This window comes from Anaeromyxobacter paludicola (genome assembly GCF_023169965.1).
GTDB classification, from domain to species: domain Bacteria; phylum Myxococcota; class Myxococcia; order Myxococcales; family Anaeromyxobacteraceae; genus Anaeromyxobacter_B; species Anaeromyxobacter_B paludicola.
Window position 1 is genome coordinate 4,350,422 of the sequence record NZ_AP025592.1, and the last position, 24,486, is coordinate 4,374,907.

A 24,486-nucleotide genomic window follows, 5' to 3' on the forward strand; every position below is an offset into this window, starting at 1 on the left:
AACCGAGATGGTCTCGACGCGGAAGGCGGGGGAGTATAGCCGAGGAACGGCCGGATTCGCGGATCCTCCGCACCCTCGGGGCCCGGCGCCTCGCGACGCAGCGCGGGCGCCCCCGCCGCTGGAGGAAAGCGCCGTCCGGGGCCACTGGCGCGGCCTGCCCCGGAGGCGCCCCTCCGGCTAGAGGGCCTCTTCGCCCCGGTCGCCGGTCCGGATCCGGATCGCCTCCTCGACCGGGATGACGAAGATCTTCCCGTCCCCGATCCGGCCGGTCTTGGCGGTCCGCTCGAACACCTCGAGGATCCGCCCCACGAGCTGGTCGGCCACGACCACCTCCACCTTCACCTTGGGGAGGAAGTCCACCACGTACTCGGCGCCGCGGTAGAGCTCGGTGTGGCCCTTCTGGCGGCCGAACCCCTTCACCTCGGTGGCGGTCAGGCCGGCCACGCCGAGCTCGGTCAGCGCCACCTTCACCTCGTCGAGCTTGAAGGGCTTGATGATGGCTTCGATCTTCTTCACGTGTCACCTCACGGCGAAAAGAGGAGAGGCGCGGGCCGGGGCGCCGCGGGGCGCCCCCGGCCCGCACCCGGGGAGAGCGTCAGGAGTTGCTGGGGGTGAGCTTCGCCGCCGCCGCGACCGGCTTGCCGCTCGGGGCGGGCGAGGCATCGTGGTAGCCGGAGCTGATCGAGCTGCCGAAGGGGGACATGATCTCCGGGTAGGCGAAGCCGCCGTGCTCGTGCAGGTCGAGGCCCATCATCTCGCCCTCGGCGGAGACGCGCAGCGTGCCGGTGGCCTTCACGGCGTACATGAGGACCAGCGCCACGGCGAAGGTGGCGAGGGTCACGGCGCCGCTGCCGATGAGCTGCGCCTTCAGCTGGTCGAGGCCGCCGCCGTAGAAGAGCCCCTTCACGACGCCGCCCGAGAGGTCGGCGCCGCCGGGGCCCGGCGCGCCGAACTGGCCGGTGGCGAACAGGCCGAGGCTGAGCGTGCCCCAGATGCCGTTGGCGCCGTGCACCGCGAAGGCGCCGATCGGGTCGTCGATGCGCAGCCACTCGATGAAGTCGAAGACCACGACCACCAGCACGCCGGCGATGGCGCCGATCAGGATCGCGCCGAGCGGGGAGACCCAGTAGCAGGGGCAGGTGATGGCGACCAGGCCGGCCAGGAAGCCGTTCACGGTGAAGCCCGTGTCCCAGATCTTGTGGCGCGGGTAGACGAAGAAGAGCGCGCCGAGGGCGCCCGCCGCCGCGGCGAGCGTGGTGTTGGCGGCGACGCGGCTCATGCCCTGCAGGTCCATCGCCGAGAGCGTGCTGCCGGGGTTGAAGCCGTACCAGCCGAACCAGAGGATCACGCCGCCGACCGCCGCGATGGTCATGTCGTGGCCGGGGGGCATGCCGCCGCCGTCGCGCTTGAACTTGCGGCCGAGCCTGGGCCCGAGGGCGATCGCGCCGGCGAGGGCGATGAAGCCGCCGATGGTGTGGACGACGGTCGAGCCGGCGAAGTCGTGGAAGGCGGCCGGCTTGATGTTGTTGAGCCAGCCGTCCGGGCCCCAGGCCCAGTGGCCGACGATCGGGTAGATGAAGCCGCTCACGCCGACGCTGTAGAGGAGGTCGCCGATGAAGCCGGTGCGGCCGACCATGGCGCCGGAGGTGATGGTGCTGCAGGTGTCGGCGAAGGCGAACTGGAAGAGCCAGAAGGCGAGCATCGGGATGCCGGTGCTGCCGTAGGTCTCGGGCGCGCCGTGCAGGAAGAAGTAGTGGTAGCCGATGAAGCCGTTGCCGGAGCCGAACAGGAACGCGAACCCGAAGGCCCAGAAGAGGATGCCGCAGAGGGCGGTGTCCACGATGCCCTCGAGCAGGATGTTCACCGTCTCGCGGCCCCGCGCGAAGCCGGCCTCGAGCATCATGAAGCCGGCCTGCATGAAGAACACCAGGAAGGCGGCGACCAGCACCCAGACCGTGTTGAGGGCGTTGACGTGGACGGGGAGCGCGGGGGCGTCGTCGGCGTAGGCGCTCCCGACGAAGTTCGACGCTGCGTAGATGCCGAGGCAGAGCAGGGTGGCGGCGATGACCTTGCCGCCGAGGACGGCGAAGAGCACCCGCCGCCCCTCCTTCTCGTTCAGTCTGTCGATGAGCTTGCGGATCACGAAGGGTCCTTTCGGGTTCGGCTCGGGAGCGCGGAGACGATCCGGGTCGGGGCGAGGCCTCGAGCCGGGCAGTAGACGTCGGGCAATGGTGCAGATGCCCACGCGACAGTGCACGGGGCATGCCCGGCGCGGATCGCGCGTCTACGCGGAAATCCTCGGGGCCGGCGCGCGGTGCGCCCGGATTCGGGGCATGCGCTGCCCGGCGCCGCGGCAAGCCGCGCGGCGGGCCCCGCCGGTCATCGGGAGGGAGCGCCTAAGGGCCCTCGAAGTCCCGCGACCGCAGCCCGTGGCGCTTGAGCAGCCGGTGCAGGCTCTCGCGCTCGACGCCGGCGCGCTCGGCGGCGCGGGTCACGTTGCCGCCGAACTCCTTCATGAGGGCGACGAGGTACTCGCGCGAGAACTGGTCGCGAGCCTGGTCCAGCGCCTCCCGGTAGGGCAGGCCCGAGAGCGCCTCGCCGGGGGGCAGCCCCTGCGGCGCGCGGGTGACGGCCGGCGGGAGGTCCTCGGGCCGGATCTCCGGGCCGGCGGTGACCGCCACCGCCCGCTCCACCGCGTTCTCGAGCTCGCGCACGTTGCCGGGCCAGGCGTGGCCGGCGAGCGCGGCGAGCGCGGCGGGGGTGAAGCCGGTCACCTCGCGCCGGAAGGCGCGGGCGTACTTGTCGAGGAAGGCGGCGGCCAGGAGCGGCAGGTCCTCCTTGCGCGCGCGCAGGGCCGGGAGCTCCACCGGGAAGACGTGGAGCCGGTAGTAGAGGTCCTCGCGGAACCGGCCGGCCTTCACCTCGGCGCCGAGGTCGCGGTGGGTGGCGGCGATCACCCGCACGTCCACCTTCACCGGCGTGCTCTCGCCCACGCGCCGGATCTCCTTCTCCTGCAGGGCGCGGTTGAGCTTCACCTGCGCCGGGAGCGGCAGCTCGCCCACCTCGTCGAGGAACAGGGTGCCGCCCTCCGCCTCCTCGAAGAGCCCGGCCTTGGCCGCCGCCGCGCCGGTGAAGGCGCCCCGGGCGTGGCCGAAGAGCTCCGACTCCACCAGCTCGGCCGGCAGCGCGCCGCAGTTCACCGGCACGAAGCGCTTCTCGCGCCGGGCGCTCTGGAAGTGGATGGCGCGGGCGGCGAGCTCCTTGCCGGTGCCGGTCTCGCCGCCCAGGAGGACGGTGATGTCGAGGGACGCGGCCTGCGCGAGGAGCCGGTAGACCTCGCGCATGGCGGCGCTCCGGCCCACCAGGCCCCCGTACCCCCCCACCTCGCCGGTCTCCGGCGCCTGGGCGGCCTCGCGCTCGCGCTTGCGGGCGAGCGCCTTCGCGACCACCTCGCCCGCCTGGTCGGGGTCGAACGGCTTCTGCAGGTAGTCCCAGGCGCCCTGCCGCATCGCCTCCACCGCGTCGGGCACGGTGGCGTGGGCGGTCATCATCACCACCTCGGTGTCGGGGGCGCGGTCCTTCACCGCCCGCAGCACCGCGAAGCCGTCGGCGCCCGGCATGCGCAGGTCGGTCACCACCACGTCGAAGCGCTGCGCGGCGAGGAGCGCCAGCGCCCGTGTGCCGTCGCCCGCGGTGGTGACGTCGTAGTCGTCGCCCAGCATCTTGGAGAACAGCTTCAGCATGTTCTCCTTGTCGTCCACCACCAGCACCCTGCCCCGTCCGCTCATGCCGCCACCTCGCTCGCGGCGGGGAGGCGGAGCACGAACCTCGCCCCGCCCCGCGCCGACGTCCCGACCTCGATGTCTCCCCCGTGGGCGCGGGCGATGGCGCGCGACACCGCCAGCCCGAGCCCGGTGCCGCTCGGCTTGGAGGTCTGGAAGGGCTCGAAGAGCCGCTCCCGCACCTCGGCCGCGACGCCCGGCCCGTCGTCCTCCACCGCCACCGCCGCGCCGCCGGCCCCCTCGGAGACCTCCACCGCCACGTGTCCGCCCGGCCCGGCCGCCTCGGCCGCGTTCTTCACCAGGTTGAGCACCACCTGCCGCAGCTTGGCGGGCGCCCCGCGGGCCCGGCCCTCGCCGCGCACCCCCACCTCCACCCCGTCGAGGAGGTGCGCCTCCCGGAGCCGGGCCACCGTCTCGGCGCAGACCCGGGCCAGATCCACCGGCTGGCGCTCGATCCGCGGCGTGCGCGCGAGGTCGAGCAGCCCCTCCACGATCTCCTGGCAGCGGAGCGTCTCCTCCTCCACCACCGCCAGGTCCTCGTCGAGCGGCCCCTCCGCCTTCTTCCGCAGGAGCCGGACGTAGCCCAGGATCACGCCGAGCGGGTTGTTGATCTCGTGGGCCACCCCGGCCGCGAGCCGGCCCACCCCCGCGAGCTTCTCGCTCTCCACGAGCTGCGCCTGGTGCTGGCGCAGGGACTCGGTCATGGCGTTGAAGCCGCGGGCCAGGGCCCCGAACTCGTCGTCGCGCTCGACGGCGATGCGGGTGTCGAGGTCGCCCTCGGCGAGCCGCTCCGCGCCGGCGCGCAGCCGCGCCACCGGGAGCGCCACCGAGCGCCCGATGTAGAGCCCCACGGCGAGCGCGACCCCGAGCGCCGTGACGAGCGCGGCGAGCGCCAGGCGGAAGGTGCGCCGGCCCACCACCTCGGCCCGGTCCTGCTGGACCGCGATGTCGCGCTCGAAGGCGGTGACGAGATCCTCGGTGAGATCCTGGATGCGCGTCACCACGAGCTGGGCCCGGGCGTGCTCGGCCTGCACCTCGGCGGCGCGCCCCGCCACCACCGCCGGGACGATCCTCTGGCGGAAGATGCCGTCGAGCTCGGTCGAGGCCTGCTCGATCTCGTCCACGTGGCGGCGCTCCTCGTCGCTCACCGCGTGGCGGCGGACCTCGGCCGTGTGGTCGAGGACCCGCCGCTCCGCCTCGGTGTAGAAGCCGAGGTGGCTCTGGTCCCCGATGATGATGGTGTGGGCCTGGTGCGCGTACTGGTCGCGCACGGCGCTCGCGAGCTCGAGCGCCACGCGCACGCCCTCGGCCTGGTCGCGGGTGCGGGCCAGCGAGGCGCGCACGTCGGCGAGCGCCGACAGGGCGAGCCAGGAGGCCCCGGCGAAGAGGACGATCAGGGCGCCGAAGGCGAGGAAGAGGCGGCGGGAGGTGCCGGACCAGCGGTGCACCAGGGGATCCTAACCCGGGCGGGCCCGGCGCGGCGGGCGAAGCGGCGGCGCCTCCGCGGGCCCGTGGGGCGCCCGGCCCGCTACGGCACCCGCTGCCGGAGGTGCTGGAGCAGGTCGATGCGGGTCACCAGCCCCACGAACTCGTCCCCGTCCACCACGATGGGCACCATCCCCTGGGCGAAGAGCGGCAGGAGGTCCCTGGGCGCGGCGGTGATTGGGACCGTGTGCAGCCGCGCGCTCATCACCTCGCGCACCTCGCGCCGGAAGGCCCCCTGGCCGCCCTCCACGGCGGCGAGGAGCAGATCGCCCTCGTCCACGATCCCGACCACCTTGCCGCCCTCGAGCACCGGGAGCTGCGACACGTCGTGCAGCTTCATGCGCCCGTAGGCGACGAGGAGCGGGTCGCCGGGGGCGACGGTCTGGACCGAGCCCTCGGCGTGCCGGCGCGAGACGAGGTCGCGCAGGTCGCCGGTCGGGGCGCGCTCGGTGAGGCCCTGGTCCTGCATCCAGAAGTCGTTGAACATCTTGGACAGGTACTTGTTGCCGCTGTCGCAGACGAGGGTGCAGACCCGGCGCGGCGAGGTCTGCTCGCGGCAGTAGCGGAGGGCGGCGGCGAGGAGGGTCCCGGTGCTCGAGCCGGCGAGGACGCCGCAGGTCCGGAGCAGGTCGCGCGCGGTCTCGAAGCTCTCGCGGTCGGGGATGGCGTAGGCCCGCTTCACCCGCGAGAGATCGCAGTTGGGCGGCACGAAGTCCTCGCCGATCCCCTCCACGAGCCAGGTGCCGGCGCGCCCGATCCGCCCGGTCTCGACCACGCCCTTCAGCACCGAGCCCTCGGGGTCGGCGAGCACCATCTCGCAGGAGGAGATGGCCTTCGCGAAGTAGCGCGAGAGGCCGGTGAGGGTCCCGCCGGAGCCGACCCCGCAGACCATGGCGTGGAGCCGCCCCCCGAGCTGCTTCGCGATCTCGGGGCCGGTGCCGGTCTCGTGGGCGAACGGGTTCGCCGGGTTCGAGAACTGGTCTACGTAGAACGCGCCCTCGCGCCGGGCGATCTCCTGGGCCAGGTCCTGGTAGTAGGCGGGGTGGCCCTTCTCCACGTCGGAGCGGGTCATCACCACCTCGGCGCCGAGCGCGCGCAGGTGGAAGATCTTCTCCTGGCTCATCTTGTCGGGGATGACGAGGGTGAGCGTGTAGCCGCGCTGCGCCGCCACGAGCGCGAGGCCGAGCCCGGTGTTCCCGGCGGTCGCCTCGACGAGGTGGCGCTGCTCGCCGCCGAGCTTCTTCTCCCGCTCGGCGGCGCGGATCATGGCGAGGCCGATCCGGTCCTTGATCGAGCCGCCGGGGTTCTGGTTCTCGAGCTTCAGGTAGAGCTCGCACGGGCCGGTGTCGAGCCCGTCCACCTTGAGGATGGGCGTGTTGCCGATGAGCTCGATGATCCCGCGGTAGTTCTGGAGCATCACCCCTCCGCGAGCAGGCGCGCGTCCTCGGCGTCGGCGTCGCCCGTGAGATCTACCCCCTGGCGCGCGAAGCGGCGGGCGGCCGCGCCGGCGCGGGGGCCGAGCCCCTGGTCGAGGCACCACTGGGCGTGGGCGCAGAGGAGGGCCAGGGCCAGGGTGCGGCCGGCGGTCAGCGCGCAGGCGCGCGCCGGGGCCTCGCGCGGCGGCCGGCCCGGCGCGGGGGCGAGCCACGGTCCGAGCCGGTCGAGCGCGCGCGCCGCCGCCTCCACGGCGGGGCGGAGCGACGGGTCCCTGGCGGTGGCCAGGGCGCCGCGGACCTCCGCCGCGTAGGCGGCGCCCGCCCCGGGCTCGGCGAGCGCGCGCAGCGCCTCGAGCGAGAGGACGTTGGTGGTCCCCTCCCAGATCGGGAGCACCTGCGCGTCGCGCAGGAGCCGGGGCAGCCCGGTGTCCTCCACGTAGCCGGCCCCGCCGAAGCACTCCAGGGCCTCCGAGGCCACCGCCACCGCCTGCTTGCCGGTGGTGAGCTTCACCACCGAGGTGAGGAGCCGGAAGAGGGCGCGCCCGGCCTCGCTCGCCGCCCCGGCCTCGCGGTGGCCGAGCAGCTCCACCGCGCGGAAGGCGAGGAGGAAGCCGGCCTCGAGCTCGGCCTCGAGCGCCGCCAGCGTCTCGGCGTGGAGCGGCTTCGCGAGCAGCGGGGCCCCGAAGGCCACCCGGCGCCGGGCGTAGTCGCGGGCCAGGGCCACCGCCCGGCGCATGCCGGCCACCGCGCCGACCGCGTTCCAGGTCCGGGTCACGTTGAGCATCGAGGCCATGTGCCGGACCCCGTCGGAGAGGCCGGCGACCGGCTCGGCCACGGCGCCCTCCAGGGAGAGCTCCGCCGTCGGGACCTTGCGCGTGCCGAGCTTGTCCTTGAGCCGGTTCAGGGCGACGCCGTTCGGCCGGCCGGCCTCGTCGCGCAGCTCGAGGTAGAAGAGGGCCAGCCCGCGGCCGCCGGCGGGCGCCCCCTCCGGCCGCGCCAGGGTGAGCGCCACCTCGGCGGTGGTGGCCGAGGTGAACCACTTCGTGCCCCAGAGCCGCCAGGCGCCGCCGTCGCGGCGCGCCACCGTCTCGGTGAGCCCCACGTCCGAGCCGCCGGTCCGCTCCGTCATCCACTGCCCGCTCGTCCACATCCGCTCGGGATCGCGGCTGGTGAGGCGCGGCACCGCCCGGTCCACGAGGTGGGCCGGGCCGAGGTCGAGCAGCGTGCGCGCGGCGCCGTCGGTCATGGCGAGCGGGCAGGAGTAGACGTCGAGCGAGGCGTCCACGAGGTAGACCTTCGCCATCTGTAGGACGCGCGACCACTCGCCGTAGCGCCGCTCGTAGGCCTCGGCGACGAGCCCGTGCCGGGCGGAGAGCGCCGCCGCCTCCCGCCAGAGCGGCGTGAGCTCGATCCGGTCCACGCGCCGGCCCCACGGGTCGAAGCTCACGAGGCGCGGCTCGTTCAGCCGGTCCGCCTGCTGGAAGGCGTAGAGGGCGCCGCCGCCGAGCTCGCCGAGCTGGCGCAGCTCCTCGTGTACCCCGCTGAGCATCCCAGCCGGGAGCCGCCGCGAGAGATACTCTCGGAGCAGGGCGTCCTCGTCGAGCTGGTTCCCGAGCCGAGGCGCTTCCTGGAAGAAGGGCATGTCCAGTCTTCCTGTGGCCCGGCGCGGCGCGGCGGGAGCGAGAAATCGGGGAGAACCCTAGGAGGGGAGCATGAAGAGCATCAACCCGGCCACCGGCGAGGTCCGGCGCACCTTCGACGAGCTGTCCGACGCCGAGCTCGAGCAGCGGCTCGCGCGGGCCGCCGAGACCTTCCCCGCCTGGCGCCGGGTGCCGTTCGCGGAGCGGTCGAGGCTCATGGCCGCGGCCGGCGCGCTCCTCGTGGCCGAGAAGGAGAAGCTCGGCCGGCTGCTCACGCTCGAGATGGGCAAGACCCTCGCCTCGGCGGTGGCGGAGGTCGAGAAGTGCGCCAGCGCCTGCCGCTACTACGCGGAGCACGCGGAGCGCCACCTCGCCGACGTGGACCTCTCCTCGGGCGACCTCCGGGCCTGGGTGCGCCACCTGCCGCTCGGCCCGGTGCTCGCGGTCATGCCCTGGAACTTCCCCTTCTGGCAGGTGTTCCGGTTCGCCGCCCCGGCGCTCATGGCCGGCAACGTGGGGCTCCTCAAGCACGCCTCCAACGTGCCCGAGTGCGCCCTCGCCATCGAGGACGTGTTCCGGCGGGCCGGGTTCCCGGCGGGCGCCTTCCAGACCCTGCTCATCGGCTCGAAGCGGGTCTCGCAAGTGATCGCCGACGGGCGGGTGGTGGCGGTGACGCTCACCGGCTCCGACGCCGCCGGCCAGCAGGTGGCCCGCGAGGCGGGCGAGGCGCTCAAGAAGGTGGTGCTCGAGCTCGGCGGGTCGGATCCGTTCGTGGTGATGCCGAGCGCCGACCTCGAGCAGGCGGTGAAGACCGGCGTCACCGCGCGGATGATCAACAACGGCCAGTCCTGCATCGCCGCCAAGCGCTTCGTGGTGCACGCGGCGATCTACGACCGCTTCGTGGAGCGGTACGTGGAGCGGGTGAAGGCGCTGCGGGTCGGCGACCCCCTGCTGCCGGAGACCGACGTCGGCCCGCTCTCCACCGAGGCCGGCCTGCGGCAGGTGGAGCAGCAGGTGGACGACTCGGTGAAGGCGGGGGCGCGCTGCCTCTGGGGCGGGCGCCGGATCGAGGGGCGCGGCTTCTTCTACGCGCCCACGGTGCTCGCCGACATCCCGCCCGCGGCGCCGGCCTTCCGGGAGGAGGTGTTCGGGCCGGTGGCGCTCCTCTTCCGGGCGCGGGACCTCGACGACGCCATCCGCATCGCCAACGACACGCCTTACGGGCTCGGGTCGAGCGTCTGGACCCACGACGCGGCGGAGCGGGCCCGCTTCGTGGACGAGTTCGAGGCCGGGCAGACCTTCGTGAACGCCATGGTCGCCTCCGACCCGCGCATCCCCTTCGGCGGCGTGAAGCGCTCCGGCTTCGGCCGGGAGCTGGCGCGGCTCGGGATCCTCGAGTTCGTGAACCAGAAGACGGTGCTGGTGAAGGACGCGGCCGCTCAGCCGGCGAGGCCGGAGGCGGCCACCGAGTAGCGGAGCGCGAGCGAGCCGGGGTAGGGGCCGAGCCAGCTCTGCTGCGCGAGGTAGCCCACCCCCTGGCGGCGGAGGTGGTGCTCCACCAGCACCAGCGGGACCGCCAGCGGGGCCTTGCCCGCCGCGTACTCGGAGAAGAGGCCGCCGAGCTCGCGCCGCTCCGCGGGGGTGAGCGCCGGGCTCACGTAGCCGGCCATGTGCTGGAGCGCGTTCACCACCCGGCCGCGGCTCGCCGGCACCGCGAGCGCCTCCGCGAAGAGCCGGCCGTACGCGTCCACCACGTCCTCGCGGCCGGCCCGGGCCACGAGCCGCCCGAGCCGGGTCACGTGAGCGGGGCTGTGTGCCATTAGCTGCAGCTTGTGACGGGCGTGGAAGGCGACCAGCCGGCCCGGGTCGAGCCCCTCGGCGAGCGCGTCCTTCCAGCGCCGCAGCGCGAAGACCCGCTCCACGAAGCGCTCGCGCAAGGCCGAATCCTCGAGCCGCCCCTCCTCCTCGACCGGCAGCGCGGGCAGCCGCGCACGGAGCGCGCGGGCGAAGACGCCGGCGCCGTCCTTCAGCGGGACGCCGCTCTCCCGGTAGACCCGCACCCGCTCCAGGCCGCACGAGGGCGAGTCCTTCTTGAGGACGAAGCCGCAGAGGTCCTCCTTCGCGAGCGCCTCGGCGCGGGCGGCGGCGAGCGACTCCATCGCCTCGGTGTGGTCCTGGCCGCTGCGCGGGGCGACGAGCCGCGGGCGCGACGGCAGCCCGACCAGCCGGAGCGTCTCGCGGGGCACGCCCAGGCCGAGCTCGAGCTCGGGGCAGACCGGCACCCAGTCCACGTGAGCGCCGAGGACGTCGGCGAGGAACCGGCTCCGCTTCTGGCCCCCGTCCCAGCGGACGTTGTGACCGAGCAGGCAGGCGCTGATACCGAGGCGGGGGCGGGAGCTCATGCCTTACTGGATAACGTCTGGACAATGACTGTGCAAACGTTGTTCAGGTGGGCTCCGGCCGCGCCGGCCGCGACAGCACCACCAGCGACCGCGCCGAGACCTCGACCACCCCGCGGGCCGCCAGCCGGTCGCGCTTGGCGTCGCTCGCGCCGGCGGTGTCGAGCAGCACCTCCCACTCCTCGCCCCAGGTGATCTCGGGGAGCGTGTAGGGCACCGGCTCGTGGTGCGCGTTCATGAGGACGAGCAGCGTGTCGCCGCGGATGCGCTGGCCCCGCTCGTCCGGGGTGGCGATGGCGTCCCCGCCGAGCACGAAGGCGAGCGAGCGGACGTAGGGGGCCTGCCAGTCCTCCTCGGTCATCTCGCTCCCGTCCGGCCGGAACCAGGCGAGGTCCTTGAGCGAGCTGTCCCAGATGTGCGCGCCGCGGAAGAAGCGGCGCCGCTGCAGCGCCGGCTGCGCCTGCCGCAGCCGGATCACCCGCGCCGTGAAGCCGAGGAGCGCCGCCCGGCGGTCGTCGAGGTCCCAGTCGAGCCAGGAGCGCTCGTTGTCCTGGCAGTAGGCGTTGTTGTTGCCGCCCTGCGTCTTCCCCATCTCGTCCCCGGCGCTGAGCATCGGCACGCCCTGCGAGACGAGCAGGCTCGCGATGAGGTTCCGCTGCTGCCGGTCGCGCAGCGCGTTCACCTCGGGGTCGTCCGTCTCGCCCTCCACGCCGCAGTTCCAGCTGGCGTTGTCGTCCGAGCCGTCCCGGTTCTGCTCCCCGTTGGCCTCGTTGTGCTTGTGGTCGTAGCTGACGAGGTCGCGCAGGGTGAAGCCGTCGTGGCAGGTGACGAAGTTCACGCTGGCGAAGATCTTCCGCCCGGCGGCCTGGTACAGGTCGGCCGAGCCGGTGAGCCGGTAGCCGAGCTCCTGGGCCTGGATGTCGCCCTTCCAGAAGCGGCGCAGCACGTCGCGGTACTTGCCGTTCCACTCGCTCCAGCGCGTCGGGAACCCGCCCACCTGGTACCCGCCGGGCCCCACGTCCCAGGGCTCGGCGATGAGCTTCACCTTCTGCAGGGCCGGGTCCTGGTGCGCCGCCTGGAGGAAGTTGCAGTAGCGGTCGAAGTCGTGCGGGTTGCGGCAGAGGGTGGTGGCGAGGTCGAAGCGGAAGCCGTCCACGTGCATCTCGTCCGTCCAGTAGCGGAGCGAGTCCATCACCAGCCGCAGCACCTGCGGGTTCGAGACGTCGAGGCTGCTCCCGGTCCCGGTGTAGTCGGCGTAGTAGCGCGGGTCGGGCGCGAGCTTGTAGTAGCTCCCGTTCTCGAGCCCCTTGAACGAGAGGGTGGGGCCGAGGTGGTTGCCCTCGCAGGTGTGGTTGAAGACCACGTCGAGGATCACCTCGATCCCGGCCTGGTGGAGCGTCTTCACCATCTGCCTGAACTCGTCCACCTGGCCGCCGCGCGAGCCGCTCGCGCTGTAGCGGTGCTCGGGGGCGAAGTAGCCGAGCGTGGAGTAGCCCCAGTAGTTCCGGAGCCCCTTGCCCTGGAGGAAGGGGTCGTCCACGTACTCGTGCACCGGGAGCAGCTCCACCGCGGTGACCCCGAGCCGGCGCAGGTGCTCGAGCGCGGGCGGGCTCGCGAGGCCGGCGTAGGTGCCGCGCAGCTCGGGCGGCACCTTCGGGTGGCGCATGGTGAACCCGCGCACGTGGAGCTCGTAGACGATCGAGCGGTGCAGCGGGTGCTCCGGCCGGGCGTCGCCGGTCCAGTCGAAGGCGTGGTCGTCGAGCACCACGCAGCGGGGCATCGACGGCGCCGAGTCGGCCTCGCAGAAGGCGAGGTCCTCCTCGGGCGCGCCGAGCCGGTAGCCGTAGACCGGCCCGGCGAAGTCCACCTCGCCGTCGATGGCGCGCGCGTAGGGATCGACGAGGAGCTTGTGCGGGTTGAAGCGCAGCCCGCGCTCCGGCGCGTAGGGCCCGTGCACCCGGAACCCGTAGAGCGCCCCGGGCTTCAGGCCGGGGAGGTAGCCGTGCCAGACGAAGCCGGTGACCTCGGTGAGCGGGACCCGCTGCAGCTCGCGCGACGGGTCGCCCGGGTCGAAGAGGCAGACCTCGACCGCGGTGGCGTGCTTCGAGTGGACGGCGAAGTTCACCCCCTCGCCGTCCCAGCGGGCGCCGAGCGGGTAGGCCTTCCCGGGCCACGGGTGGATGGCGTCCATGCGGGCGATCCTCGTCGACGGCCGCGGGGGCGGCCGCCCCAGCTCAAGCTAGGACGGCCGGGCAGCCCCCGCAGGCGGCGCAGACGGCGCCCGGGCGGGACCGCCTACCGCCAGCCGGGGAACGGCCAGATGGGCTTCGCGCTCGCGAGGTCGGGCGGGTAGACCGTCACCTGCCGCCCCTGCTGGACCTGCTCGGCGAGCATGGGGTGACGGTTCTGGTTGGTGTAGCCGTTCCCGTCCACGAACTTCACCTGGCCCATGATCCCGTTCCAGCTGCCCTGGTCGAGCGCGGCGCGGGTCTTCTCGCGGTCGCCGCCCGCCTGCGAGGCCGCCTCGGCGGCGATGAGGAGCGACACGTAGGCGCAGGCCGCGTGGTAGGTCGGCTCCTTCCCGAACCGCTTCTTGTACCGGTCGAAGAAGGCCTTGGCCCCCGGCCACTTCACGTCGTCGGTCCACTGCGTGCTCGAGAAGACCCCGTTCGACACGTCGCGCTCGCTCGCGAACTGCACGGTGGCGAAGCCGGCGCCGGCGCCGAGGAAGGCCTGCGGCGAGAGGCCGATCTCGCGCGACTGGCGCATGAGCAGGATGGCGTCGGCCACGTACGACACCATGAAGACGAGGTCCGGGCTCGCGGACTTCACCTTGGTGAGCGTGGAGCGGTAGTCGGGCGAGCCCTTCGAGTAGGCCTCCTCGGCGACCACCTTGAGGCCGCGCTTCTCGGAGAGGGCGCGCGCGCTCTTGGCGGCGGAGACCCCGAAGTCGGTGTTCTCGTTGACGATGGCGATGGTCCGGGGCTTCCCGACGGAGAGCGCCATGTCGAGCAGGATGGCCGCGTAGTCGTCGGTGGTGGCCGAGACGCGGAAGACCCACTTCAGCCCCTGCTTCGTGATCTCCTCCTTCGACGCCGCCGGGATCACGAGCGGCACCTTGTACTGCTCGGCGCGCTTGGCGGTGGCGTTCGAGGAGGCCGAGGTGTACGGCCCGACCACGGCCGCCACGCGGTCGCGGGTGGCGAGCTTCTCCATCGCGCCCATGGCGATCTGGGGCTTGCCGGTGTCGTCCTCCCAGACGAGCTCGACGGGCGTGCCCCTGGCCTTCAGATCCTCCTCGGCGAGCTTGTAGCCGCCCGTCAGGTTCTCGCCGATGGGCGCCTCGGGGCCGGTGACGGAGTTGATGATGCCGAGCTTCACCGGCGCGGCGGCCCGGGCGGAGCCGGGGACGAGGAGCGCGGCGAGCAGCAGGGTGAGCAGCGGGCGCATGGGGGGACCTCCTGGAGGCGCGGGCGGGAGCGGAGCACGTTCGGTGAACGGCCCTTCGCTTCTATCCGCTTCGCGCGAGGGAGGCCCAAGACCGGAAGGGGGCCGGCGCCGGCCGGACCACCCGGGCGGGGCGCGCCGCTAGAACTGCACCGGCCGCGCCCTCGCGGCGGCCTTCTCGAACTTCTCCATCCAGTCCTCACCGGAGAGCCGGCGGGCGAGCTCCACCGTGAGGTGGCGCGGCTCGGCGCCGAGCGCGGCGTTGCGCGAGAGCCCCTGCAGGCAGGACGGGCAGTTCGTGAGCATCACCGCGCCCTCGGGGCGCGTCGAGAGCGCCTCCTTCACCGCCTCGCGCTTGCGGTGGAGCATGGCGTCGGTGATGTCGGGGCGGGAGAGGGCGAGCGTGCCGGCCTCGGAGCAGCAGTGCGGGACCGCCTCGACCTCGGCGACGCCGAGCTTGCGCAGGAGCTGCGGCCCCTTGCCGTCGAGCGAGTCGTGGCAGGGGGTGTGGTACAGGAAGCCGCCCTCGGCCGGGGCGCGCAGGCCGCGGTCGAAGGCGAACTTCGCCGCGTCCACCACCGGCGCGCCGAAGATCTTGCTCGCCTCCATGGCGTGCAGCCCCTCGCGGCAGGTGCCGCAGGTGACCACGCAGGCGTCGAACGTCAGGTAGGAGAACATCTCCCGGATCTGGCTGAAGAGGATGCTGTCGCGCAGCACCTGGCGGCCGTGCTGCTGGGTCCGCGCGTTGGCGTAGGCCGGGAAGCCGCAGCAGATGAAGGGCGGCGGCAGCACCACCCGCGTGCCGGTCTCGAGCAGCACGTGGATGGCGGCCATGGAGACGCTCGAGAAGAGCCGCTCCGAGCCGCAGCCGGGGAAGTAGAAGACGGTCGCCGTCGCCTCGCCCTCCGGCTCGAGCACCAGCGCCTGGTCGGGCTCGCAGCGCGGCAGGACGTCGTGCAGGGTGCGCGCGTCCGGCCGGGCGAGCGGCGAGCGGAGCATCTGGAGCGGGTAGCTCGCGGCGGCGCTGTCCTGGTCCTGGAGCGGCCCGAGCACCTTCGCCATGGCGCGCTGCATGAACCCGCCGAGCCGCACCACGCCGAGGCGGAAGGCGGCGTTGTAGCCCTCCGAGCGCGACTCGAGGTACTTGAGCGTCGCGCGCGTCGCCACCTTGGTGTGCTTGAAGCCGAGCGACATCAGGATCTCGCGCTCGAGCACCGAGACGTCGCCGGTGTCGATCGACACCGGGCAGTGCTTCACGCACTTGTGGCAGATGGTGCAGTGGTCGGCCACCTCCTCGAGGTAGTGCAGGAGCTCGAAGCGGGCGGAGCGCTCGCGCTGCGAGTCGTAGAGCAGCGCCTCGATGAGGGCCCCGATGGCGAGGTTCTTGTTCCGGGGGTGGAAGAAGAGGCCGCGCGCCGGGTGGAAGACGCAGCAGTCGGGCTTGCACCGCCCGCAGCGGACGCAGGTGGCGATCTTGGCGGCGAGCTCGCCGAGCTGCCCGTGCTGGAGGATGCGGGCCTCGAGCTCGAGGAGGTTGAACGACGGCGTGAACACCTGCTCGAGCACGTCCACGTCCTCGAGCTTGCCGGGGTTCATCATCCCGCGCGGATCGACGGTGCGCCGGTAGGCGGAGAGCTCCTCGACGATGGCGCGGTCGAGGTACTTGATCTTGGTGATGCCGATGCCGTGCTCGCCGGAGCAGACGCCGCCGAGCGCGTCCACCTTCTCCATCACCCGGTCCACCGTGGCCTCGGCCCGGCGCATCATGGTGCGGTCGTTCGAGAGCACCGGGATGTTCACGTGCACGTTGCCGTCGCCGGCGTGCATGTGGGTGGCGATGACGATGCGGCGGGCGCGCACCTCGTCGTAGGCGGCCTGCAGCGCCGCCTCGACGCCCTCGTACCCGGCCACGGTCTCGAGGAGGTCCTCGCGGAGCTGCTTCAGCACCGAGAGGGCGCGCAGCTCCTTCTCGCCGGCGTCGCGGAGCGCCTCCATGGCCTTCACGCAGCGGGCGATGGCGCGGGCCACCTTGCCGGCGAGGAGCTGGGCCTCGTCCTCGGCGGCCTGCCCGAGCACCTCCATCGCCCGGGCCACCACCGCCTCCTGGTTGTGCCGCTCCTCGTCCACGTTGACCGCGTCGCAGAAGCGGGCGAACTCGGCGAGGGCGGTGAGCGGGAGGACGATGTCCTCGTTCAGCTTGAAGGCGTTGGTCCGCTTGGCGATGGCGCCGAGCTTCTTGCGGTCCTGCCAGAAGCGCGTGCCCTCCTCGGCGTCGCGGGCGACGAACAGGAAGGTGTTCTCGTGCGGCTCGAGCAGGCGGCGGATGGTCTCGACGCCGCGGGCGACCTGCTCCTGCGCGTGGCCCACCACGTCGATGAGGAGCACCGCTTTCGGCGTCTCCGACCGCGGCGCCTTCACCTTGTACTGGATGGCCCGGACGTACTGGTCGTCGAAGTGCTCGAGCGCCTGCAGCACCTCCTCGCCGCGGTTCGGGAAGGCCTCGGCGAGGTCGAGGATCACCCGGCTCGCCTCGTCCATGTCCGGGCCGAAGAACTCGAGGCAGAGCGTGGTCGAGCGCTCGTAGGCGGGGTAGAGGACGAAGGCCGCCGAGGTGATGACGCCGTCGGTGCCCTCCTTCTGCACGCCGGGCAGCCCCTTGAGCGCCTTGTTGGTGATGTCCTTCCAGAGGCCGTTCTTGCGGATCTCGGCGCCGGTGAGGGCGACGGTGCGCAGCTTCTCGCCGCGGGCGTCGCGCACCTCGAAGGTGACCGGGTCGGCCGGCAGGATCTTGCGCAGCTGGTGATCGACGCGGTGGATGGTGACGTGGCTGCCGTCGGGCAGGGCCATCCGCCAGGCGAGCAGGTTGTCGATGCAGGTGCCCCAGAGCACGCAGGTCTTGCCGCCGGCGTTCTCGGCGATGTTGCCGCCGATGGAGCAGGCCCAGGCGCTCGTGGGGTCGGTGGCGAAGACCAGGCCGCGCTCGGCGGCGTGGTTCATGGCGTGCTCGGTGATGACGCCCGCCTCGAGCTCCATCACCGCGCTCTTCACCGTCCGCCCGTCGGCGAGGGTGAAGCTCCGCTCGGTGACCGAGCGGATCCGGTCGAGCTTCTCGGTGTTGACCACCACGCAGCCGGGGCGCACCGGGACCGCGCCGCCGGTGAGGCCGGTGCCGGCGCCGCGCGGGATGGCGGAGAGGCCGAGCTGGCCGATCGTGGCGAGGAGCGGCCCGACCTGCGCCTCCTCCGACGGCATCACCACCGCCACCGGCAGGTGCAGGCGCCAGTCGGTCGCGTCGGTGGCGTGCGAGACGAGGGTGAACGGGTCGGTGAGGACGTTCTCCTTGCCCACCACCGCGCCGAGCTGGCTCTTGAGCCGCGCGCGGAAGTCGGGCGCGTCGTCCACCTCGCTGCGGAACTCGCCGAGGAGCTTGCGGCAGGCGGCGAGGATGTCGCGCACCTCCGGCTCGGCGGCGTTCTCGGCGATCACCGAGAGGTCCTGGGCGATGTTGTCGAAGAAGCGCCGCCTCCGGCTCCGGCTCGAGATGAGCTCCTCGTAGAGGAAGGGGTTCCGGCGGTGGATCAGGATCTCGCCGAGGAACCGCATGAGGAGCCGCGCGCTCCGGCCGGTCACGCGCCGGGACCGCAGCTCCTCCAGCTTCTGCCAGACCGCCGGACCGAGCAGGAAGGTGACCGCCTGGCGGTCGTCGGCCGAGGTGTAGTTGAAGGGGATCTCGCGGGGAGTCGGAGCTGCCATGGGACCCAGCAGCCTAGCAGGTAGGGCACCTGCTTGGGGAGAGGGCCCCGCGCCGGAAGTCCTGCGCGCGCCGGCCGGCCGCCCTACGTGAGCACGATGCGGGAGGTGCTCGTGCTCGGCGCGGTCCGCACGCCGCTCGGCCGCCACGGCGGCGCGCTCGCGTCGGTGCGGCCGGACGACCTCGCGGCTCGCGCGCTCGAGGCGCTCGTGGGCCGCGCCGGCGTGCCCGCGGCCGAGGTGGCGGACGTCTACCTCGGCTGCGCCAACCAGGCGGGCGAGGACAACCGGAACGTGGCCCGCATGGCGCTGCTCCTCGCCGGCTTCCCGGTGTCGGTCCCGGGCTGCACGGTGAACCGGCTCTGCGGCTCGGGGCTCGAGGCGGTGGCGCAGGCGGCGCGCGCGCTCCTCGCCGGCGAGGGGCACCTCTACGTCGCCGGCGGCGTGGAGTCGATGAGCCGCGCCCCCTTCGCGCTCGCGAAGCCCGAGCGCGCCTTCCCGCGCGGCGCCGCCCGGCTCGAGGACACCGCGCTCGGCTGGCGCTTCGTGAACCCGCGGCTCGAGGCGCTCGGCCACACCGACGCGCTCGGCGTCACGGCCGAGGCGCTGGCGCGCCGCTTCGACCTCTCGCGCGAGGCGCAGGACCGCTTCGCGCTCGGGAGCCACGCGCGCGCCCTGGCGGCGGCCGGCGCGGGGCGGTTCGGCGCGGAGCTCGTCCCGGTCGAGGCCGCGGCGGGGAGGGTGGAGGCGGACGAGGGGCCGCGCCCCGGCGGCACGCTCGCGGCGCTGGCGCGGCTCGCGCCGGCCTTCGCCCCGGGCGGCACGGTGACGGCGGGGAACTCGAGCCCGCTCTCGGACGGCGCGGCGGCGCTGCTCCTCGGCTCGGCGGAGTACGCGCGGGCCCACGGGCTGCGCCCGCTGGCGCGCCTCTCGGCGACCGCCGTGGCCGGCGTGGCCCCGGCGGAGATGGGGCTCGGGCCGGTGCCGGCGGCGGCGCGGGCCCTCGCGCGCGCCGGCCTGGGCCTGGGCGACCTCGGGCGCATCGAGCTCAACGAGGCCTTCGCGGCCCAGGCGCTGGCGGTCTGCCGGGAGTGGGGGCTCGATCCCGCCGATCCGCGCCTCAACCCCGACGGCGGCGCCATCGCGCTCGGCCACCCGCTCGGCTGCTCGGGGGCGAGGCTCGCGGTCACGGCCGCGCAGGCGCTCGCCCGGTCGCCCACCGGGCCGGCGCTGGTCGCGCTCTGCGTCGGGGTGGGGCAGGGGATCGCGGCGGTGCTCGAGCCGGCGTGACGCGCGCCCGGCCGCCCGCCCGGCCCGTTGCCGTGCCAGGACGAGCGCCAGAAATTTCACGGGGGCCGGGGACCGCCCGGCTGGAGGGGGACACCGTGAAACGCTTCATCGCCGCAGTCTCGCTGCTCACCCTGCTCGCGGCGCCACCGCTCGCGCGCGCGGTCGATCGGTTGCCCGGCAGCCTCGCGCCTGGCGCGCCGCGGTCGGGGGACCTGGCGCTCGACATGGGGGGCGGCGCGGGGGACGGCGGCGCCGCCAACGTGGCGCTCAGCGCGCTCTACGGCGGCCTGGCCGGCGCGCTGGTGGGCGCCGGGATCGGCCTCATCGAGGGGGGCAACTACGGGCGCGACATCGCCATCGGCGCCGGCGTCGGCGTGGTGGCGGGGGCGACCTGGGGGGTCGTGAGCGGCACGCAGAACCGCGACCAGCGGCTCGCGTCGGACGGGATGAGCTCGCCCGATCGCGACCCGGTGATGAACGGCCACGCGGCCGGGATCGTCGCCGAGTTCTAGCGGCGCCGGGGCTCGCCCAAAAAAGGCGGGCCGCCCGGGTCCGGGACGGGGCAGACTCGGCGGCATGATCGACCACATCACGCTCAAGGTGCGGGACTTCGCGAAGGGCAAGGCGTTCTACCAGCAGGCGCTCGGGCCGCTCGGCTACACGGTGATCGCCGACTTCCCGGAGGCCGCCGGGATGGGGGTGGGGCGAAAGCCGGACTTCTGGCTCGCGGCCGGCGAGCCGGCGCCGGGCGGGCTCCACCTCGCCTTCGCGACCGAGGACCGGGCGCAGGTGGACGCGTTCCACGCCGCCGCCCTCGCCGCCGGCGCGACCGACAACGGCAAGCCGGGGCTGCGCCCCGACTACCACCCGAACTACTACGCCGCCTTCGTGAAGGACGCCGACGGCAACAACGTCGAGGCGGTCTGCCACAAGCGGGAGTAGGGCGGACGGGGCAGCCGCCCCGAGCGCCCGTTATGTCTCCCGCATGCAGCGGGAGCCCGTCGTCAACGACTTCGCCATCCGGGTCGCCACCCAGAACGGCTCGGGCTCGCAGAGCAGCAACACGGTGCTCCTGCGGGCCCTGTTCCAGATGGGGATCCCGGTCTCGGGCAAGAACCTCTTCCCCTCCAACATCGCCGGGCTGCCCACCTGGTACACCATCCGGCTCTCGCGGCGCGGGTACGTCGCGCGCAAGCGCGAGGTGGACCTGCTCGTGGCGATGAACCCGGCCACGGTGGCCGAGGACGTGGCGGCGCTCCGGCCGGGCGCCGCGGTGCTCTACGACGCCCCGCTCCGGCCGGCGGCGCCGCCCCCCGGGCTCGTCGCCTACGCGCTCCCCTTCGACCAGCTCGCCGCGGCGGCCTGCCCCGAGGCGCGCCTGCGCAAGCTCGTGAAGAACATGTGCTACGTGGGGGCCCTCGCCTCCCTGCTCGGGATCGAGCTCGAGGAGGTGGAGCGCGCGGTCGGCCGGCAGTTCGCGGAGAAGGCCAGGGCGCGCGAGCTCAACCTCGCGGCGGCGCGCGCCGGCTTCGAGGGGGCGCGCGCCGGCCTCGTGAAGGAGGACCCCTTCCGCGTCGAGCGGATGGACGGGAACCGGGGGAAGCTCCTCGTGGACGGCAACACCGCGGGGGCGGCCGGGTCGCTGTTCGGCGGCGTCACCGTGCTCGCCTGGTACCCCATCACCCCGTCCTCCTCGCTGGCCGAGGCGCTCATCGGCTACCTCGCCGAGCACCGCCGGGCGAAGGACGGCAAGGCGACCTACGCCGTGGTCCAGGCCGAGGACGAGCTCGCCGCGGCCGGCGCGGTGCTTGGGGCCGGCTGGGCGGGCGCCCGGGCCATGACCGCCACCAGCGGTCCGGGCGTGTCGCTCATGAGCGAGTTCGCCGGGCTCGGCTACTACGCCGAGATCCCGGCGGTGATCTGGGACGTGCAGCGGGCCGGTCCCTCGACCGGCCTCCCCACCCGCACCGCGCAGGGCGACCTCCTCTCGACCGCCTTCCTCTCCCACGGTGACACCCGCCAGGTGCTGCTGCTCCCCGGCACGGCGGAGGAGTGCTTCGAGCTGGGGTGGCGCGCCTTCGACGTCGCCGAGGCGCTGCAGACGCCGGTGTTCGTCCTCTCCGACCTCGACCTCGGCATGAACGTCTGGACGGCGTCGCCGTTCGCCTACCCGGACGGCCCGATCCGGCGGGGCAAGGTGCTCGCGAAGGAGGACCTCGACCGGCTCGGCGGCTTCGCCCGCTACGGCGACGTGGACGGCGACGGGGTGGGGTGGCGCACGCTGCCGGGCACGCCGCACCCGGCGGCCGCCTACTTCACCCGCGGCACCGGCCACGACGATCGCTCCGCCTACAGCGAGGACCCGGGCACCTTCGAGCGGAACCTGGCGCGCCTCTCTCGCAAGCTCGACCGGGCGCGCGAGCTCCTGCCGGCGCCCCTGGTCGAGGGCGCCGGCGCGGAGGTCGGGATCGTGGCCTGCGGCAGCTCGCACCACGCGGTCGTCGAGGCGCGCGACCAGCTCCGGGAGGAGCGCGGCCTCGAGACCGACTACCTGCGCGTCCGGGCCTGGCCCTTCGCCGGGGCGGTGCGCGACTTCGTCGCCGCGCACCGCCGGGTCTACGTGGTGGACCAGAACCGGGACGGGCAGCTCGCCGCGCTGCTCAAGCTCGACCTGCCGGAGGCGCTCGTGCCCCGGCTGCGCGGCGCCGCCCACCTCGACGGGCTGCCGCTCGACGCCCGGACCGTGACCGAGCTCGTGCTCGCCCAGGAGGACGCGCCGTGAGCGCCCAGGACCAGAACCGCATCGGCCTCACCGTGCTCGACTACCGCGGCGGCAAGAGCACGCTCTGCGCCGGCTGCGGCCACAACGCCATCTCGGAGCGGATCGTCGAGGCGATGTACGAGCTCGGGATCGAGCCGGAGCGGGTGGCGAAGCTCTCCGGCATCGGCTGCAGCTCGAAGAGCCCGGCCTACTTCATGAGCCGCTCGCACGCCTTCAACGCGCTCCACGGCCGCATGCCGTCGGTGGCCACCGGCGCGGTGCTCGCCAACCGGCGGCTGCTCGCGCTCGGCGTCTCGGGCGACGGCGACACCGCGTCGATCGGCATCGGCCAGTTCGTGCACCTCGTCCGGCGCAACCTGCCGGTGATCTACGTGGTGGAGGACAACGGCGTCTACGGGCTCACCAAGGGCCAGTTCTCCGCCACCGCCGACGCGGGGGCGAAGCTCCGGACCGGCGCGGTGAACCCCCTGCCGCCCATCGACCTCTGCGCCCTCGCGATCCAGCTCGGCGCGAGCTACGTGGGGCGCTCCTTCTCCGGCGACAAGCGGCAGCTCGCGGCGCTCCTCAAGGGCGCGGTGGCCCACCGGGGCACCGCGGTGCTCGACGTGATCTCGCCCTGCGTCACCTTCAACGACCACGCGGGCTCGACCAAGAGCTACGCCTGGATGAAGGACCACGAGCAGCCGCTCCAGGAGCTCGGGTTCGTGCCGGCGTACGAGGACATCGCGGTCGAGTACGCGCCGGGGACCGCGCTCGAGGTCACGCTCCACGACGGCTCGCGCCTCACCCTCCAGAAGCTCGAGGAGGAGTACGACCCGCGCGATCGCGTCCGGGCCCTGGCGCGCCTCGCGGCGCCGCCCCGGGCGGGCGAGGTGCTCACCGGGCTCTTCTTCGTGGATCCCGCCGCGCCGACGCTGGTGGACGCGCTCGAGCTGGTGGACGCGCCGCTCGCGACGCTCCCGGAGGAGGCGGTCCGCCCGCCGCCGGAGGCGCTCCGGAAGATCGTGGACGAGCTGCGGTGAGGGGCGGGCCCCCTCCCTGACCCTCCCCCGCTGGCGAGGGGCGGCCAGCGGCGCCCGGCTACTTCAGCTCGCCCGTGATCGCCGCCTCGACCGTCACCACGTCCACCATCCCGCGCGCGCCGAAGAGCGCCGGGATGACCTGCTCCGGCGGGTGGCGGCGGCGCAGCTCGGCGACGCGCTCGGTGCCGGCGCGGTAGGCCGGCAGGTACATGCGCCCGAGGAGCGGGTGGCGCGCCCAGCCGATCGCGAGCTTCTCGGCCCGCTCCGCCGAGCAGAGGAACTGCTCGCGCAGCGTCCGGGCCACCGCCGTCCCGTCGGCGCCCTCGGCCCAGGTGAGCCAGGCGGCCTGGTTCTTGGCGTCGTCCTGGAGCAGCGAGAGCAGCATCCCGAGCCGGAGGTCGGGGTCGGCGAGCTCCGAGACGTCCACCACCCCGTGGGCCATGAGGAGCGCGTTGTTGGCGATGCCCTCCGACAGGGCGGCGCCGCGCGTGTTCATGGTGAGGAGGGTGGACTCGAACCCGAGGGCGCCCTGGACGTACCCGGCCTGCAGGAGCGCGAAGGTGGTCACGTGCCCCGGGACCACCTCGTGCGAGACCAGCTGCGCGAACTCCGGGACCGAGATCTCGAGCCGCGCGTTGACCTCGTAGGTGGACTCGTAGAGCGGCTGCCCGGCGGCCGTGCGCGCGCGGCCGAGGTAGTTCATCGAGCCCGAGAACCAGGCGTCGGCGATGGAGACGAACGCCACGTTGGCGAGCGGGACCTGGCGCAGCCGCGGCGGCAGGAACGGGACGACGTGGCGCGCGGTGCCGGCCTCGAGCTCGGCGATGAAGGCCGCGCCGAGCATGGGGATCGACCGCGAGGGCACCTTGCGCTCGGCCCGCCAGGCGTCGGCCGCGGCGAGGAGCGCCGCCGGATCGCGGGCCGGGTGGCCGGCGCGGTCGAGCAGCTCGCGGACCCGCTCGAGCTTCTCGCCGGGCCGCGACGGCTCCGGGGGCTTGCCGGTGGAGGCCTCCACGGTCCTCGCGAACGGGACCGCCGGGCCGCGCCCGAGCCGCTCCTGCGAGAGGTCCCACATCGCGCGGAGCGTCTCGGCGAGCCCGGCGAGGTAGGCGCCGCGCAGCGCCTGGCCGGGCTGCGCCGCCGCCCCGCGGGCGCCGGCCGCGAGCGCCTCGATGGCGCCGGGGAGGTCCACCGCGGCCAGGTAGGCGTCCACCGCCGCGAGGTCGGGGGCGTCGGCCGACACGCCGCCCCCCTGCCGCAGCGCCGCGGCCGCCGGGTGCGTGTAGGCCGCCGGGAGCGGCTCGTCGGAGAACCAGGAGTCGGCGATGAACCGCCCGGCGCCGGAGGGGTTCATGACGTCGCCGCCCCAGAGCGTGTCGATCCCGAGGACGGCGGTGGCGAGGGCCTGCGAGAGCTCGGCGTCCGTGCGCATGGCCCCCGGTATATCCTGGCC

Annotated in this window: 17 protein-coding genes; 6 read left to right on the plus strand and 11 right to left on the minus strand. The window is 73.9% G+C overall.

Going from position 1 to position 24,486, the window contains the following annotated elements; genetic code table 11:
- Window positions 1-177: 177 nt before the first annotated feature.
- The 6 genes from AMPC_RS19385 to AMPC_RS19410 all read right to left on the minus strand — a co-directional run bounded on the left by AMPC_RS19385 (window position 178) and on the right by AMPC_RS19410 (window position 8,345).
- Window positions 178-516, minus strand: coding sequence for a P-II family nitrogen regulator (locus tag AMPC_RS19385; protein ID WP_248343177.1), 339 nt, complete (start codon window positions 514-516; stop codon window positions 178-180).
- A 79-nt stretch (window positions 517-595) separates the two neighbouring features.
- A complete protein-coding gene (locus tag AMPC_RS19390) occupies window positions 596-2,143 on the minus strand; it encodes an ammonium transporter (RefSeq protein WP_248343178.1) in 1,548 nt (515 codons plus the stop codon).
- 253 nt (window positions 2,144-2,396) lie between these two features.
- Complete coding sequence (locus AMPC_RS19395; RefSeq protein WP_248343179.1) at window positions 2,397-3,788, minus strand: sigma-54-dependent transcriptional regulator; 1,392 nt, start codon at window positions 3,786-3,788, stop codon at window positions 2,397-2,399.
- Window positions 3,785-5,230 carry a sensor histidine kinase gene (locus AMPC_RS19400; protein WP_248343180.1) on the minus strand — a complete coding sequence of 482 codons (1,446 nt, stop codon included), beginning with the start codon at window positions 5,228-5,230 and terminating at the stop codon, window positions 3,785-3,787. The genes AMPC_RS19395 and AMPC_RS19400 overlap by 4 nt, the downstream gene beginning before the upstream one ends.
- 80 nt (window positions 5,231-5,310) lie before the next feature.
- The gene (locus tag AMPC_RS19405; protein ID WP_248343181.1) at window positions 5,311-6,684 is read right to left on the minus strand and encodes a pyridoxal-phosphate dependent enzyme; all 1,374 of its coding nucleotides are present in this window, start codon (window positions 6,682-6,684) and stop codon (window positions 5,311-5,313) included.
- Window positions 6,684-8,345, minus strand: coding sequence for an acyl-CoA dehydrogenase family protein (locus AMPC_RS19410; protein WP_248343182.1), 1,662 nt, complete (start codon window positions 8,343-8,345; stop codon window positions 6,684-6,686). Before AMPC_RS19410 ends, AMPC_RS19405 begins: the two co-directional genes overlap by 1 nt.
- A 70-nt stretch (window positions 8,346-8,415) precedes the next feature.
- Between AMPC_RS19410 and AMPC_RS19415 the strand changes: the two genes are divergently transcribed.
- On the plus strand, window positions 8,416-9,816 hold the full coding sequence (locus tag AMPC_RS19415; protein ID WP_248343183.1) for an NAD-dependent succinate-semialdehyde dehydrogenase: 1,401 nt from the start codon (window positions 8,416-8,418) through the stop codon (window positions 9,814-9,816).
- On the opposite strand, the gene AMPC_RS19420 is transcribed toward AMPC_RS19415, so the two are convergent.
- The 4 genes from AMPC_RS19420 to AMPC_RS19435 form a co-directional block, all read right to left on the minus strand.
- Complete coding sequence (locus AMPC_RS19420; protein ID WP_248343184.1) at window positions 9,783-10,745, minus strand: YbgA family protein; 963 nt, start codon at window positions 10,743-10,745, stop codon at window positions 9,783-9,785. The two genes, AMPC_RS19415 and AMPC_RS19420, sit on opposite strands and share 34 nt — an antisense overlap.
- Window positions 10,746-10,788: 43 nt before the next feature.
- A complete protein-coding gene (gene glgX / locus AMPC_RS19425) occupies window positions 10,789-12,933 on the minus strand; it encodes a glycogen debranching protein GlgX (RefSeq protein WP_248343185.1) in 2,145 nt (714 codons plus the stop codon).
- Window positions 12,934-13,037: 104 nt separating this feature from the next.
- Window positions 13,038-14,192 carry an ABC transporter substrate-binding protein gene (locus tag AMPC_RS19430; RefSeq protein WP_248343186.1) on the minus strand — a complete coding sequence of 385 codons (1,155 nt, stop codon included), beginning with the start codon at window positions 14,190-14,192 and terminating at the stop codon, window positions 13,038-13,040.
- 138 nt (window positions 14,193-14,330) lie between these two features.
- Window positions 14,331-17,942 carry a DUF3683 domain-containing protein gene (locus AMPC_RS19435; protein WP_248343187.1) on the minus strand — a complete coding sequence of 1,204 codons (3,612 nt, stop codon included), beginning with the start codon at window positions 17,940-17,942 and terminating at the stop codon, window positions 14,331-14,333.
- Between the two features lie 96 nt (window positions 17,943-18,038).
- On the opposite strand from AMPC_RS19435, the gene AMPC_RS19440 reads away from it, so the two are divergent.
- The 5 genes from AMPC_RS19440 to AMPC_RS19460 all read left to right on the plus strand — a co-directional run bounded on the left by AMPC_RS19440 (window position 18,039) and on the right by AMPC_RS19460 (window position 23,033).
- Window positions 18,039-19,229, plus strand: a complete 1,191-nt coding sequence (locus AMPC_RS19440; protein WP_248343188.1) for an acetyl-CoA C-acyltransferase — start codon at window positions 18,039-18,041, stop codon at window positions 19,227-19,229.
- A gap of 95 nt (window positions 19,230-19,324) precedes the next feature.
- On the plus strand, window positions 19,325-19,741 hold the full coding sequence (locus AMPC_RS19445) for a hypothetical protein (RefSeq protein ID WP_248343189.1): 417 nt from the start codon (window positions 19,325-19,327) through the stop codon (window positions 19,739-19,741).
- A 64-nt stretch (window positions 19,742-19,805) separates the two neighbouring features.
- Window positions 19,806-20,171, plus strand: a complete 366-nt coding sequence (locus AMPC_RS19450) for a VOC family protein (protein WP_248343190.1) — start codon at window positions 19,806-19,808, stop codon at window positions 20,169-20,171.
- Window positions 20,172-20,214: 43 nt separating this feature from the next.
- On the plus strand, window positions 20,215-22,011 hold the full coding sequence (locus AMPC_RS19455) for a 2-oxoacid:acceptor oxidoreductase subunit alpha (protein WP_248343191.1): 1,797 nt from the start codon (window positions 20,215-20,217) through the stop codon (window positions 22,009-22,011).
- Complete coding sequence (locus AMPC_RS19460; RefSeq protein ID WP_248343192.1) at window positions 22,008-23,033, plus strand: 2-oxoacid:ferredoxin oxidoreductase subunit beta; 1,026 nt, start codon at window positions 22,008-22,010, stop codon at window positions 23,031-23,033. The genes AMPC_RS19455 and AMPC_RS19460 overlap by 4 nt, the downstream gene beginning before the upstream one ends.
- Before the next feature lie 58 nt (window positions 23,034-23,091).
- Here AMPC_RS19460 and AMPC_RS19465 read toward each other — a convergent pair whose 3' ends face one another.
- Window positions 23,092-24,465, minus strand: coding sequence for a hypothetical protein (locus AMPC_RS19465; protein ID WP_248343193.1), 1,374 nt, complete (start codon window positions 24,463-24,465; stop codon window positions 23,092-23,094).
- Window positions 24,466-24,486 lie beyond the last annotated feature (21 nt).